12 protein-coding genes and 2 tRNA genes are annotated in these 13497 nt (G+C 70.9%); 11 read left to right on the forward strand and 3 right to left on the reverse strand.

Translation table 11 applies throughout. From position 1 onward, the window contains the following. Position 1: 1 nt before the first annotated feature. The 3 genes from yidD to rpmH are packed head-to-tail and all read right to left on the reverse strand — an operon-like array spanning position 2 to position 795. The gene (yidD, locus tag BKA05_RS17930; protein WP_179532648.1) at positions 2 to 295 is read right to left on the reverse strand and encodes a membrane protein insertion efficiency factor YidD; all 294 of its coding nucleotides are present in this window, start codon (positions 293 to 295) and stop codon (positions 2 to 4) included. Next, positions 292 to 633, reverse strand: coding sequence for a ribonuclease P protein component (gene rnpA, locus BKA05_RS17935; RefSeq protein ID WP_179532649.1), 342 nt, complete (start codon positions 631 to 633; stop codon positions 292 to 294). Before rnpA ends, yidD begins: the two co-directional genes overlap by 4 nt. 24 nt (positions 634 to 657) lie before the next feature. After that, the gene (gene rpmH, locus BKA05_RS17940; protein ID WP_179532650.1) at positions 658 to 795 is read right to left on the reverse strand and encodes a 50S ribosomal protein L34; all 138 of its coding nucleotides are present in this window, start codon (positions 793 to 795) and stop codon (positions 658 to 660) included. Between the two features lie 654 nt (positions 796 to 1449). Between rpmH and dnaA the strand changes: the two genes are divergently transcribed. From dnaA to BKA05_RS17990, 11 genes are all read left to right on the forward strand, one after another. Beyond that, positions 1450 to 2934, forward strand: a complete 1485-nt coding sequence (gene dnaA, locus BKA05_RS17945; protein WP_179532651.1) for a chromosomal replication initiator protein DnaA — start codon at positions 1450 to 1452, stop codon at positions 2932 to 2934. 442 nt (positions 2935 to 3376) lie between these two features. Continuing rightward, the gene (dnaN, locus tag BKA05_RS17950; RefSeq protein WP_179532652.1) at positions 3377 to 4513 is read left to right on the forward strand and encodes a DNA polymerase III subunit beta; all 1137 of its coding nucleotides are present in this window, start codon (positions 3377 to 3379) and stop codon (positions 4511 to 4513) included. Positions 4514 to 4585: 72 nt separating this feature from the next. Then, positions 4586 to 5497, forward strand: a complete 912-nt coding sequence (gene gnd / locus BKA05_RS17955) for a phosphogluconate dehydrogenase (NAD(+)-dependent, decarboxylating) (protein WP_179532653.1) — start codon at positions 4586 to 4588, stop codon at positions 5495 to 5497. 1 nt (position 5498) lies between these two features. Then, entirely contained in the window at positions 5499 to 6692 is a 1194-nt protein-coding gene (gene recF / locus BKA05_RS17960; RefSeq protein ID WP_179532654.1) for a DNA replication/repair protein RecF, read from the forward strand. Further along, positions 6682 to 7284 (forward strand): DciA family protein, encoded by a 603-nt coding sequence (locus BKA05_RS17965; protein WP_343045744.1) that lies wholly within the window; start codon positions 6682 to 6684, stop codon positions 7282 to 7284. Before recF ends, BKA05_RS17965 begins: the two co-directional genes overlap by 11 nt. A 239-nt stretch (positions 7285 to 7523) precedes the next feature. Continuing rightward, positions 7524 to 9611, forward strand: coding sequence for a DNA topoisomerase (ATP-hydrolyzing) subunit B (gene gyrB, locus BKA05_RS17970; RefSeq protein ID WP_415836699.1), 2088 nt, complete (start codon positions 7524 to 7526; stop codon positions 9609 to 9611). Positions 9612 to 9749: 138 nt separating this feature from the next. Beyond that, entirely contained in the window at positions 9750 to 12404 is a 2655-nt protein-coding gene (gyrA, locus tag BKA05_RS17975; RefSeq protein WP_218843098.1) for a DNA gyrase subunit A, read from the forward strand. Beyond that, the gene (locus tag BKA05_RS17980; RefSeq protein ID WP_179532657.1) at positions 12404 to 12928 is read left to right on the forward strand and encodes a DUF3566 domain-containing protein; all 525 of its coding nucleotides are present in this window, start codon (positions 12404 to 12406) and stop codon (positions 12926 to 12928) included. The genes gyrA and BKA05_RS17980 overlap by 1 nt, the downstream gene beginning before the upstream one ends. Before the next feature lie 134 nt (positions 12929 to 13062). After that, a tRNA-Ile gene (locus tag BKA05_RS17985) sits at positions 13063 to 13136 on the forward strand. Between the two features lie 57 nt (positions 13137 to 13193). Then, positions 13194 to 13316, forward strand: a complete 123-nt coding sequence (locus tag BKA05_RS19405; RefSeq protein ID WP_218842449.1) for a DLW-39 family protein — start codon at positions 13194 to 13196, stop codon at positions 13314 to 13316. A 31-nt stretch (positions 13317 to 13347) separates the two neighbouring features. Next, a tRNA-Ala gene (locus BKA05_RS17990) sits at positions 13348 to 13420 on the forward strand. Positions 13421 to 13497 lie beyond the last annotated feature (77 nt).

Here is a 13497-nt window from a genome sequence, read left to right on the forward strand (position 1 = left end):
GTCAGACTCCTTGCGTCGGATGGGAGCGGGCGGACCCCGAGGGCCGGGGACGGGCGGATCGCGCATCGCGCGCGGCGGGCACCGGGTCGTAGCCCCCGGCCGCCCACGGGTGGCACCGTGTCACACGCCGACCTGCCAACCAGGTGCCGCGCAGGCTGCCGTGCACCGTCACCGCCTCCAGGGCGTAGGCAGAACAGCTCGGGTGGTAGCGGCACACCTGGCCGTACAGCGGGCTGATCAGCAACCGATAGCCCCGCAGCAGGCCGATCAACAGCAGTCGGAGCGGGTCCCTCATCCGCGCACCGTCAACCGGCCCAGGCAGTGGGACAGGTCCTCGGCCAGCACCCGCTGCGGCGCCGAGCCGGCAGCGGGCAGCGCACGCACCACGAGCACGCAAGAGCCCGGGAGCGACGAGACGTGCTCCCGGGCCAGGTGACGGAGACGGCGCTTCACGCGGTTGCGGACCACGGCGTTGCCCACCGCGCGGCTGACGACGAAGCCGACCGTCGGGGGACCCTGCCCCTCACGGAGCAGCAGGTGCGCCACGACGGTCGACGACCCGCACCGCGCACCACGACGGGACGCGAGGCGGAACAGCTCACCGTCGGCGAGTCTGTGCTCGGTGGGGAGCACCGGACCGCGCGGAGGGAGGCCGTGTCAGACCGCGATGCTCTTGCGGCCCTTGCGGCGCCGCTGGCTGAGGATCGCGCGCCCGGCGCGGGTGCGCATCCGGAGACGGAAGCCGTGCACCTTGTGACGGCGACGGTTGTTGGGCTGGTACGTGCGCTTGCTCACGACGGCTCTCTTTCGAGTGGAGAATCGCTGGACGTGTGGGTCCGACCCACCGGGGTGGCGAGTCGGCCACCCGGGCGTTCGGCTGTGCCGACCGGGGCACCTGTCAGGCACCACCGGTACGCGACCTTCGGCCGGCACCGCCCACCCACGCCGGCGAGCCTGGTGGGGCTCGATCCGGTCATGGACATGCGGCACCCGTCGACACTCAGATCACCTCGGATGACCGGCCAACGGTACGCGGGCGCGGAGCAGAGGGTCAAACCCTCGCGACCCCCACCCCAGCTCCATCCACAGACCCTGTGGAGAACCGGTTGCGCCCCCCGGGGTGCCGGGTTAGGTTCCTCGGCACCGAGGTTCCCGTCCACGGGCCCACGAGCGACAGCCGGCCGTCCCCCCCGACGCGCCCCGCTCCGGTCGTCATACCGGGGCTGACCTGCAAGGACAGTGTCACAGCTCCACCTGGTCGTGGGTCTCGGCCGCCGCCGGCCACCACCGCGGCACCCGGTTCACAGCCTGTGGATTAACTTGTGGACCACGCAGCAGCACGTACGCAGGGAGCCGGCATCACCACTTGCACCACCACCGGCACCACCACCAGCACGACCACCACAACGACCGGCCCGTCCCGAGCCGGTCCAGGGCGGAGCACTCACCGTGGACGACACCCTCTCGGACCTCGCGACCGCCTGGCACGGCGTCGTGGCCGACCTGCAGCCCAACCAGCGGGCCTGGCTGCGCGCCAGCGAGCCGATCACGCTGCACGGGCACACCGCGATCATCGCGGTCCCCAACGACTTCACCCGCCACCAGCTGGAGGGGCGCCTGCGCGCGCAGCTCGAGGACGCCCTGTCGGTCCGGTTCGGCCAGGAGATCCGGATCGCCGTCACGGTCAACCCCGCGCTCGAGGACGCACCGATCGCCACTGACGACATGTCGACATATGTATCTAGCGACTCATCGACAGACGTGTCGGTCCCGGACCTCGGTCCCGACCCGGTCAGCCCCACCCTGCCCGCCGCCGTCGTCCCCCAGGCCGCACCGTCCTCCCCGGCCCCGGACGCAGCGCCGCTGCCCGACCACGGCACCCGACCCAGCGCCCTGGAGACGCGTCTGAACCCGAAGTACACCTTCGAGACCTTCGTGATCGGCTCCTCCAACCGCTTCCCGCACGCGGCCGCGGTGGCGGTGGCCGAGGCACCGGGCAAGGCCTACAACCCGCTGCTCGTCTACGGCGACTCCGGCCTCGGCAAGACCCACCTGCTGCACGCCATCGGTCACTACGTCCGCTCGCTCTACAACGGCGCGAAGGTGCGCTACGTCTCCAGCGAGGAGTTCACCAACGAGTTCATCAACGCGATCCGCGACGACCGGCAGGACCGCTTCAAGCGGCGTTACCGCGACGTCGACGTGCTGCTGATCGACGACATCCAGTTCCTGGAGGGCAAGACCCAGACCCAGGAGGAGTTCTTCCACACCTTCAACACCCTCCACAACGCCAACAAGCAGATCGTGCTCACCTCCGACCGCGCCCCCAAGCGGCTCGAGGCACTCGAGGACCGGCTCCGCAACCGCTTCGAGTGGGGGCTGATCACCGACGTCCAGCCGCCGGACCTCGAGACGCGCATCGCGATCCTGCGCAAGAAGGCGGCCATGGACCGGCTCACCGCGCCGCCGGACGTGCTGGAGTTCATCGCCTCCAAGATCCAGACCAACATCCGCGAGCTCGAGGGTGCCCTCATCCGGGTCACGGCGTTCGCCAACCTCAACCGCCAGGAGGTCGACATGACCCTGGCCGAGATCGTGCTCAAGGACCTGATCCCCGAGGGCGGCGAGCCGGAGATCACCGCCGGACTCATCATCGGCCAGACCGCGGCGTACTTCGGGCTGACCATCGACGAGCTCACCGGCCCCAGCCGCGGCCGTCACCTCGTCATGGCCCGCCAGATCGCGATGTACCTGTGCCGTGAGCTCACCGACCTCTCGCTGCCCAAGATCGGCGCCCAGTTCGGCAACAGGGACCACACGACCGTGATGTACGCCGACCGCAAGATCAACCAGCTGCTCGCGGAGCGGCGGGCGGTCTTCAACCAGGTCAGCGAGCTCACGAACCGCGTGAAGATGCAGGCGCGCCAGGGCTGACCGCCTCCCGCCGCCTCCTGCCGCGTGGTCCCGATCCGAGTCGTCGGCCTGTGGAGGAGCACCCGGATCCCTACGAACTACACGGGGAGGATCTGTGGAGCGGATCCCGGCCACTCCCCACCGAGTCGCGTCGTCCACATCCAGGCGCCCCGGATCCGGTCATCCCTCCACACCCCCTGTGCACGACGATCGAGCGCAGTGACCTGCGACGATCCGAGTTGTCCACAGCGTCCACAGCTCCTATGACTCCTCTGGATCCCTATCCGACCCAGATCCCCGTGGAACTCCACCCGACCCTCACCCTGGGGAAAACCCACCGGTCCTCCCACTGCCAGCCGCCGCGTGGCAGGATTCGTCTCCCGGTTCCCCCGGTCTCCTGTCGTGCGCACACCGCGACCCGACCCGCCGGCTCTCCGACCCTCCTGCCGAAGGACTGACCACCGTGAAGTTCCGCGTCGAACGAGACGTGCTGGCCGATGCCGTCGCCTGGGCGGCGCGCAACCTGCCGGTGCGACCCAGCGTCCCCGTCCTCGCCGGTCTGCTCATCGAGGCCGACGACCAGGGCCTGGTCCTGTCGAGCTTCGACTACGAGACCTCGGCGCGGGCGACGCTCCAGGCCGACGTGCACGACAAGGGACGCGCCCTGGTCAGCGGTCGGCTGCTGGCCGACATCTGCCGCAGCCTGCCCGCCAAGCCCGTCGAGATGGTGCTGGAGGGCGCGCGGGTCTCGCTCACCTGCGGCTCGGCCCGCTTCAGCCTGCAGACGATGCCGGTCGAGGAGTACCCGACCCTGCCGGCCATGCCGGAGTCGACCGGCACCGTCCCCAGCGAGCTGTTCAGCCACGCGGTGGCGCAGGCCGTGACGGCCGCCGGGCGCGACGACATGCTGCCGGTCCTCACCGGTGTGCGCATCGAGATCGACGGCAGCACCATCTCGCTGCTGGCCACCGACCGGTTCCGCCTCTCCCAGCGTGAGCTCACCTGGGACCCGCGCACCCCCGACGAGACCCTCGCGGCACTGGTGCCGGCCAAGGTCCTGGCGGACACCGCGAAGGCCCTGACCGCCGGCGCCGAGATCAGCATCGCCCTCAGTGCCAGCGGCGCCGGCGACGGACTCATCGGGTTCGAGGGCGCCGGGCCGGGCGGGATGCGACGTACGACGACCCGCCTCCTGGACGGCGAGTTCCCCAAGGTCCGCAGCCTCTTCCCCTCCGAGCACCTCACCCTGGCCACCGTCGACAAGGCGTCCCTGGTGGAGTCGGTCAAGCGGGTGGCGCTCGTCGCCGAGCGCAACACCGCCGTCCAGCTGGCGTTCTCCGACGGGGTGCTGACCCTCGACGCCGGGTCGGGCGACGAGGCCCAGGCCTCGGAGTCGGTCGAGGCCGTCGTCACCGGTGACGACCTGACCACCGGCTTCAACCCCCAGTTCCTGCTCGACGGATTGACCGCCATCGACCAGAGCACGGTGCAGCTGGCCTTCACCCAGGCCTCGAAGCCCGTGGTGATCTCCGGCGTCACCGACGACGACTCCGACCCGGGCTTCCGCTACCTGCTGATGCCGCGCCGCCTGCTCTCCTGACGCGGTAGGTACGGTCGAGGAGCAGACCCACACACCCACCGCGACCCCACACCGCGCTAGGAGCGATCACCCATGCACCTCGGACTCGTCGGCCTCGGCAAGATGGGCGGCAACATGCGCCATCGCCTCCGCGACGCCGGACACACCGTCGTGGGCTACGACCGGGACCCCGAGCTGGCCGACGTCGGGTCCCTCGAGGAGCTCGTCGACGCCCTGCCCAGCCCCAAGGTGGTCTGGGTGATGGTCCCGGCCGGCGCCCCCACCCACGAGACCGTCGACCGCCTCGGCGAGCTGCTGGGCGAGGGCGACCTGGTGGTCGACGGCGGCAACTCCCGCTGGACCGACGACCAGGCCCATGCCGCGGCGCTCGCCGAGAAGGGCATCGGCTTCGTGGACTGCGGCGTCTCCGGCGGGGTCTGGGGACGCGAGAACGGCTACGCGCTGATGTACGGCGGCAGCCCCGAGGACGTGGCGAAGGTCCAGCCCGCCTTCGACGCGCTCAAGCCGCCGGGCGAGTTCGGCTCGGTGCACGCGGGCAAGGTGGGCGCCGGCCACTTCTCCAAGATGGTCCACAACGGCATCGAGTACGCCGTCATGCAGTCCTACGCCGAGGGCTGGGAGCTGCTGCAGGCCGTCGACGTCGTCGACAACACCACCGAGGTCTTCCGGTCCTGGCGCGAGGGCACCGTCATCCGCTCCTGGCTGCTGGACCTGCTGGTCGCCTCCCTCGACGACGACCCCGACCTGGCCTCCATCCGGGGCTACGCCGACGACTCGGGCGAGGGACGGTGGACCGTCGAGGCCGGGATCGAGAACGCGGTGGCCACGCCGGCCATCACGGCCGCGCTCTACGCGCGGTTCGTCTCCCGCCAGGACGACTCCCCCGCCATGAAGGCGGTGGCCGCGATGCGCAACCAGTTCGGCGGTCACGCCACCCGTGCGGCCTCCGCGGGCGAGCCCGGACCGGACCCCGACCTGGCATGACGTGCACGTCTCGCACCTGACCCTGCACGACTTCCGCTCCTACCCGGTCGCGGAGGTCCCGCTCGAGCCGGGTGTCACCGCGTTCGTGGGGCGCAACGGCCAGGGGAAGACCAACCTCGTCGAGGCCGTGGACTACCTCTCCCGGCTCAGCTCGCACCGCGTCGCCTCCGACGCGCCGCTCGTGCGCGCCGGCGCGGAGCGGGCCGTGGTGCGGGCGGCGGTGGTGCGCGACGGACGCACCGCGGTGCTCGAGGTGGAGATCAATCCCGGGAAGAGCAACCGGGCGAAGGTCAACCGCTCGCCCCTGCCGCGGGCGCGTGAGCTGATCGGCCTGGTCCGCACCGTGGTCTTCGCCCCCGACGACCTCACCCTGGTCAAGGGCGACCCGTCGGACCGCCGCAGGTTCCTCGACGACCTGCTGGTCCTGCGGGCCCCCCGGCTGGCCGGGGTCCGCTCCGACTACGACCGGATCCTGCGCCAGCGCAACTCGCTGCTCAAGACCGCCGGCACCGCACGCCGGGGGAGCTCCTCGGGCGAGGGCGCCCTGGCCACCTTGTCGGTCTGGGACTCCCACCTGGCCCGCACCGGTGGCGAGCTGCTCGCCGAGCGGCTCCGGCTCGTCGAGGCGCTGCGGCCGCACATCGCCACGGCGTACGCCGCCGTCGCGCGCGGTGCCGGGCGCGACGCCGCCGACGTGGAGTACCGCCCGAGCCTGGAGCTCCCCGAGCGCGCGCACGAGCTGGACGCGCACGAGCTGGGCGACCGGATCCTGGTGGAGGTGGAGGCCCGACGCCGCGACGAGCTCGACCGGGGGATCTCCCTGGTCGGCCCCCACCGCGACGACCTCCTGCTCACGCTCGGGCCCGGCGAGGAGGGCGGCGAGGAGGAGGGGGTGCAGCACGTCCCGCCCCGGCTCCCGGTGAAGGGCTACGCCTCGCACGGGGAGTCGTGGTCCTTCGCGCTCGCGCTGCGGCTGGCCTCCTACGACCTGCTGCGCTCCGAGGGCGACGACCCCATCCTGGTCCTCGACGACGTCTTCGCCGAGCTCGACGCCGAGCGGCGCGACCAGCTCGCCGCCCTGGTGGCCGGCGCGGAGCAGGTGCTCGTGACGGCGGCCGTCCCCGAGGACGTGCCGCAGGCGCTCGCCGGTGCCCGGTTCCTGGTGGCGGGCGGGGAGGTCACCCGTGACCGGTGACCAGCACCCGCCCGAGGACCCCGGCCCCCCGGACGGCTCCCCGGAGAGACCTGCGGACGCCGGGGGCGACGCTGCGGACGGGGCCGCTGGACCCGACGACCAGCCCCACGCCGACGACGGGCTGGACCTCGCCCGGCGGATGGCCCGCTCGGTCGCCGGCTCCGGGCTGGCCCCCCGGCGTCCCCGGCGCAAGCGGCGTACCGGCGACCCCGACCGCCCCTCCGCCGCCGACGACCGGGACCCCCAGCTGCTCGACCACACCCTGGCGCGCCTGGTCGCCGACCACGGTTGGGCGCTGGACCTGAAGGTGCGTGGTGTCTTCGCCCGGTGGGCCGAGCTCGTCGGCGCGGAGATCGCCAGCCACACGACCCCGGAGACCTTCGCCGAGGGACGCCTGGTCGTGCGCACCGACTCCACCGCCTGGAAGACCCAGCTCACGCTGCTGGCGCCGCAGCTGGTGGCGCGGCTCAACCAGGACCTGGGCCCGGGCACGGTGAGCGTCATCGAGGTCGTGGGTCCGCACCTGCCCACCTGGCGCAAGGGTCCGCGGTCGACCCGCGACGGGCGCGGGCCGCGCGACACCTACGGGTGACGGCGCAGGAGGCGATCTGAGGGGCGTTCGTCCGTACAGACCCCTGTCCGCCCCCCTGCCAGGGGCTCCTGGACCCCTTCCCGGGCCGCTGAGGGCCCATCTGGGAGTGCCGTCCTCCCCAGCCGGAGGGCCGGCTACCGGCCTGGAGGCCTCTGAGGGGCTATCATGGGCGTCGGGTCGCCGTGGGCGACCCGTGGTGTGCCACGGCTCCCCGCGAGCCACGAGACGACGAGGTGCGTGTGTCCGAGGAGAACCCGGTCGAGACCCCCCAGCCGAGCGCTCCCCAGCCTCCCAACGGAGTGGAGTACGACGCCTCGGCCATCCAGGTCCTCGAGGGGCTCGAGGCGGTCCGCAAGCGTCCCGGCATGTACATCGGCTCGACCGGTGAACGGGGTCTGCACCACCTGATCTGGGAGATCGTGGACAACGCGGTCGACGAGCGGATGGCCGGCTACTGCGACCGGATCGTCGTCACGCTGTGCGCCGACGGCGCGGTGCGCGTGGAGGACAACGGCCGCGGCATCCCCACCGACACCGCCCCCGGGCAGGAGCTGCCCGCCCTGACCCTGGCGCTCACGGTGCTGCACGCGGGCGGCAAGTTCGGCGGTGGCGGCTACAAGGTCTCCGGCGGTCTGCACGGCGTGGGCGTCTCGGTCGTCAACGCGCTGTCGACCCACGTCGTGGCGGAGGTCAAGAACCGCGGTCACCTGTGGCGCCAGACCTTCTCCCTCGGCGTGCCCGACGGGCCGCTGGAGCAGGTGCGGCCGATGACCGACGGCGAGCGCACCGGCACCACGATCACCTGGTGGGCCAGCCCCGACATCTTCGAGACCACGACGTACTCCCTGGAGACCATCACCTCCCGGATCCGGGAGATGGCCTTCCTCAACAAGGGTCTCGAGATCGTCGTGCGCGACGAGCGCGAGGGCGCCGAGGCCGTCGCCGAGGCGGTCGAGGACGACACCGTCGACACCTCCGCCGAGGGCAGCGACGCCCCGCAGCGCTCCGGCGGAGCGCTGGAGCAGGTCTTCCGCTACGACAACGGCCTGGTCGACTTCGTCACCCACCTCAACCGCACCAAGCACGCGGCCAACCCCACGATCATCTCGTTCGAGGCCGAGTCCCCCGACGACGTCGAGAACCACATGAGCCTCGAGATCGCGATGCAGTGGACCGACACCTACACCGAGTCGGTGCACACCTTCGCCAACGCCATCAACACCGCCGAGGGCGGCACCCACGAGGAGGGCTTCCGTGCGGCCCTGACCTCGCTGGTCAACGGCTGGGGCGAGGACTGGGGCCTGGTCAAGAAGCCCGAGGACCGCGTCAAGGGCGAGGACATCCGCGAGGGTCTGACCGCGATCATCTCGATCAAGCTCGCCGAGCCCCAGTTCGAGGGGCAGACCAAGGGCAAGCTCGGCAACACCGAGGCCCGCGGCTTCACCCAGCGCATCGTCAACGACAAGCTGGGGGCGTGGTTCGAGGAGAACCCCGCCGAGGGCCGCGAGATCATCCGCAAGGCGCAGGCCGCGGCGCAGGCGCGCAACGCCGCGCGCAAGGCGCGCGACCTGGCCCGCGACCGCAAGGGGCTGCTGGGTCGCGCCGGACTGCCCGGCAAGCTCTCGGACTGCCAGTCGACCAACCCCGCCGAGTGCGAGGTCTTCATCGTCGAGGGTGACTCCGCCGGCGGCTCGGCCCGCCAGGGCCGCGACCCGCGCATCCAGGCGATCCTGCCGATCCGCGGGAAGATCCTCAACGTCGAGAAGGCCCGCATCGACAAGGTGCTGGCCAACACCGAGGTCCAGTCGATCATCTCCGCGCTCGGCACCGGCATCACCGACGAGTTCGACCTGGACAAGCTGCGCTACCACAAGGTCGTGCTGATGGCCGACGCCGACGTCGACGGCCACCACATCAACACCCTGCTGCTGACGCTGCTCTTCCGCTTCATGAAGCCGCTGATCGAGCACGGTCACGTCTACATGGCCCAGCCCCCGCTCTACCGGCTGCGGTGGAACAAGCCGCACGAGCACGAGTTCGTCTACTCCGACGCCGAGCGCGACGCGCTGCTGCGCGACGGTCAGGCCGAGGGCAAGAAGCTGCCCAAGGAGAACCCGGTCCAGCGCTACAAGGGTCTGGGTGAGATGAACGCCAAGGAGCTGTGGGAGACCACCATGGACCCCGACAACCGGCTCATGCTCCAGGTGACCCTCGACGACGCCGCGCACGCCGACGAGATCTTCTCGATCCTCATGGGCGAGGACGTCGACCAGCGCCGCTCCTTCATCCAGCGCAACGCCAAGGACGTCCGATTCCTCGATATCTAGGTCTCTAGCCCCGTTCCTAGACATCCGTAGACCAGATCAGAGAGCTCCAGACACGTGACTGAGACCCCCACCGGCGGCGCCACTCCCCCGACCCCCGGACCCGGCGGCCGGATCGAGCCCGTCGAGCTGCAGACCTCCATGCAGCGCGCCTACATCGACTACGCGATGGCGGTCATCGTCGGCCGCGCGCTCCCCGACGTCCGCGACGGCCTCAAGCCGGTGCACCGCCGCGTGCTCTACGCGATGTACGACGGCGGCTACCGCCCCGACCGCGGGTTCTCCAAGTGCAGCCGCGTCGTCGGTGACGTCATGGGTCAGTACCACCCGCACGGCGACACCGCGATCTACGACACCCTCGTGCGCCTGGCGCAGCCGTGGGTGATGCGCGCCCCGCTGGTGCAGGGCCAGGGGAACTTCGGCTCGCCGGGCAACGACTCCGCCGCGGCCATGCGGTACACCGAGTGCCGGATGGCGCCGCTGGCGCTGGAGATGGTCCGCGACATCGAGAAGGAGACCGTCGACTTCCAGCCCAACTACGACGGCCGCTCCCAGGAGCCGGTGGTCCTGCCCTCGCGGATCCCGAACCTGCTGGTCAACGGCTCGGCGGGCATCGCGGTCGGCATGGCCACCAACATCCCCCCGCACAACCTGCGCGAGGTCGCCGCGGGCGCGACGTGGGCGCTGGAGCACCCCGACGCCACCAAGGAGGAGCTGCAGGACGCCCTCATCGAGCGGATCAAGGGCCCCGACTTCCCCAACGGTGCGCTGATCGTCGGCAACACCGGGACCGAGCAGGCCTACCGCACCGGCCGCGGCTCGATCACCCAGCGCGCGGTGATCGAGGTCGACGAGGACGCCAAGGGGCGCACCTGCCTGGTGATCACCGAGCTGCCCTACATGGTCAACCCCGACAACCTGGCGCTGAAGATCGCCGAGCTCGCCGACAGCGGCAAGGTGCAGGGCATCGCCGACGTCCGCGACGACACCTCCGACCGCACCGGTCAGCGGCTCGTGGTGGTGCTCAAGCGTGACGCGGTCGCCCGCGTGGTCCTCAACAACCTGCTCAAGCACACCGAGCTGCAGACCAACTTCAGCGCCAACATGCTGGCCCTGGTCGACGGGGTCCCCCGCACGCTGTCGATCGACGCCTTCATCAGCAACTGGGTGACCCACCAGATCGACGTGATCGTGCGGCGCACCAGCTTCCTGCTGCGCGAGGCCGAGAAGCGGGCCCACGTCTACCGTGGCCTGGTCAAGGCGCTCGACGCCCTCGACGAGGTCATCGCGCTGATCCGCCGCTCCCCCGACGTCGAGGACGCGCGGCAGGGGTTGATGGACCTGCTCGACATCGACGAGGTCCAGGCCACGGCCATCCTCGACATGCAGCTGCGTCGCCTGGCGGCCCTGGAGCGGCAGAAGATCGTCGACGAGCTGGCCAAGATCGAGGCCGAGATCGCCGACTACCTCGACATCCTGGCGAGCGAGAGCCGGCAGCGCCGGATCATCATCGACGAGCTGGCCGAGATCGTGGAGAAGTACGGCAACGAGCGGCGTACCCAGATCATCGCCGCCGACGGGGACCTGTCCATGGAGGACCTCATCCCCGACGAGGAGCTGGTCGTCTCCATCACCCGCGGCGGCTACGCCAAGCGGACCCAGCGTCACCAGTACCGCACCCAGAAGCGCGGCGGGAAGGGCGTGCGCGGCGCGACCCTGCGCGGCGACGACGTCGTCGAGCACTTCATCGCCACCACCAACCACCACTGGCTGCTGTTCTTCACCACCGCCGGGCGGGTCTACCGCACCAAGGCCTACAACCTTCCCGAGGCCGCGCGGGACGCCAAGGGCGGGCACGTCGCCGGGCTGTTGTCCTTCCAGCCCGACGAGTCGATCGCGCAGGTGCTGGCGATCCGTGACTACGAGCAGGCGCCGTACCTCCTGCTGGCGACCCGCAACGGCCTGGTCAAGAAGACCCGGCTGGCCGACTACAACTCCCCGCGCCAGGCCGGCGTGATCGCGATCAACTTCCGTGAGGACGACGACGAGCTGATCGGTGCCGAGCTGGTGCACGGCGAGGACGACGTCCTGCTGGTCTCGAGGCTGGGGCAGGCGATCCGGTTCCGCGCCGACGACACCCAGCTGCGGCCGATGGGGCGCGCGACCTCCGGCGTGACCGGCATGAAGTTCCGCGAGGGCGACTCGCTGCTGTCGATGTCGGTGATCCGGGCGACCCAGGTCGCGGCCGAGGAGGCCGCCGGGCTCGCCGAGCACGACGAGGAGTCGGCGGACGTCGAGGCGACCGCCGAGCAGGTCGCGGAGGTCAAGCCGCAGTACGTCTTCACCATCACCGACGGCGGCTTCGCCAAGCGCTCGCGGATCTCGGAGTACCGCCTGCAGTCGCGCGGTGGCCTGGGCATCAAGGCGATGGCGCTGACCAACGCCGACCGCGGCGGCCTCGTGGGCGCCTTCATCGTCGAGGACGGTGACGAGATCCTGTCCATCACCGCCTCCGGTCAGGTCGTGCGCAGCCCCATCGACGAGGCGTTCAGGCCCACCGGTCGCTCCACGCAGGGCGTGAAGTTCGTCAGCCCGAAGAAGAACGACACCGTCGCGGTGGTCGCCCGCTCCGTCGAGGCCCGCGAGGACGAGGAGGAGTCGATCGAGGGCGAGGCCCCGGCCGATGGCCCGGCCGACGGTGCAGCGGCCGAGCAGGTCGACGGTGGGGTGCCCTCGACCGAGGGTGCAACAATCGAGAGCGACCCCGCCACCAGCGCCGAGACCGAGGACGAGTGATGACGGACCGTTCCACCGAGCAGCGGACGACCCGACCGGGTCCCGCCCGCAAGCCGGCGGAGACCCCCGCCCGACCTCCGCTCGCCGAGCGGATCTCCCAGCGGCTGGCCCGCACCGAGGACTCCTCGGCCGCCCGTCCTGCGTCGGGGCGTCCCCCGCGGCGGGCCCGGCTCCGGCTGACCCGGGTCGACCCGTGGTCGGTCATGAAGACCTCGTTCCTGCTCTCGATCGCCTTCGCCATCGTGACGGTCGTCTCCGTCGCGATGGTCTGGGCGGTCCTCGGCGGGGCCGGGGTCTGGGACTCCATCAACGCCACCGTCAGCGACGTGGTCGGCGAGGAGGGGGCCTCGGACTTCGACATCGAGAACTACCTCGGCACCTCCCGGGTCCTGGGCTTCACGATGCTCATCGCCGCCATCGACGTGGTCCTGCTGACCGCCGTCGCAACCCTCACCGCGTTCCTCTACAACATGAGCGCGGCCCTGCTCGGGGGCGTGGACGTCACCCTGGCCGAGGACAACTGAGCGGCCGAGAGGTCGCTCGGGCACGGCCGAGAGGTCGCTCGCTCACCGCGTTTTGGGAGCCTGAGCAGCGCTGTTGTAGTGTCTCCCCTCGGTCCCGGCAGCAGCCGGAACCCACTGTCGGCACTGCCGGCGGCGGGCCTATAGCTCAGACGGTTAGAGCGCTTCCCTGATAAGGAAGAGGTCACAGGTTCAAGTCCTGTTAGGCCCACTCCACCCCGGCCTCGGCCTTCACGGGTCGGGTCCCGACCCAACCGAGGAGACCCTCGTGAAGAAGATCGTGCTGATCCTGCTCGCCGTCGGCAGTGCTCTGGTCGCGAAGCGCAAGCTCGAGGAGTCCAAGGCCGAGCAGGCCCTGTGGGCAGAGGCGACCGACCCGGTCAACAGCTGACCCACCCTGTCTCGCGCGGACTCCGCGCACCGGGGCCTTGGCGCAATTGGTAGCGCACCTGCTTTGCAAGCAGGGGGTTAGGGGTTCGAGTCCCCTAGGCTCCACCGATCGACCCGCGGTCCGCTGTTGCGCGGCGCAATGGGTAGCGGCTGCGTCATCCTGGGCTTGGCAAGCAGGGGGT

The sequence above is a fragment of the Nocardioides marinus genome (assembly GCF_013408145.1).
GTDB classification, from domain to species: Bacteria; Actinomycetota; Actinomycetes; order Propionibacteriales; family Nocardioidaceae; genus Nocardioides; species Nocardioides marinus.

Bases quoted from the DNA above. Each gene is read 5' to 3' on its own strand.
- BKA05_RS17980 (WP_179532657.1), top strand. From the start codon at position 12,404: ATGACGGACCGTTCCACCGAGCAGCGGACGACCCGACCGGGTCCCGCC.
- yidD (WP_179532648.1), bottom strand. From the start codon at position 295: ATGAGGGACCCGCTCCGACTGCTGTTGATCGGCCTGCTGCGGGGCTAT.
- gnd (WP_179532653.1), top strand. From the start codon at position 4,586: ATGCACCTCGGACTCGTCGGCCTCGGCAAGATGGGCGGCAACATGCGC.
- gyrA (WP_218843098.1), top strand. From the start codon at position 9,750: ATGCAGCGCGCCTACATCGACTACGCGATGGCGGTCATCGTCGGCCGC.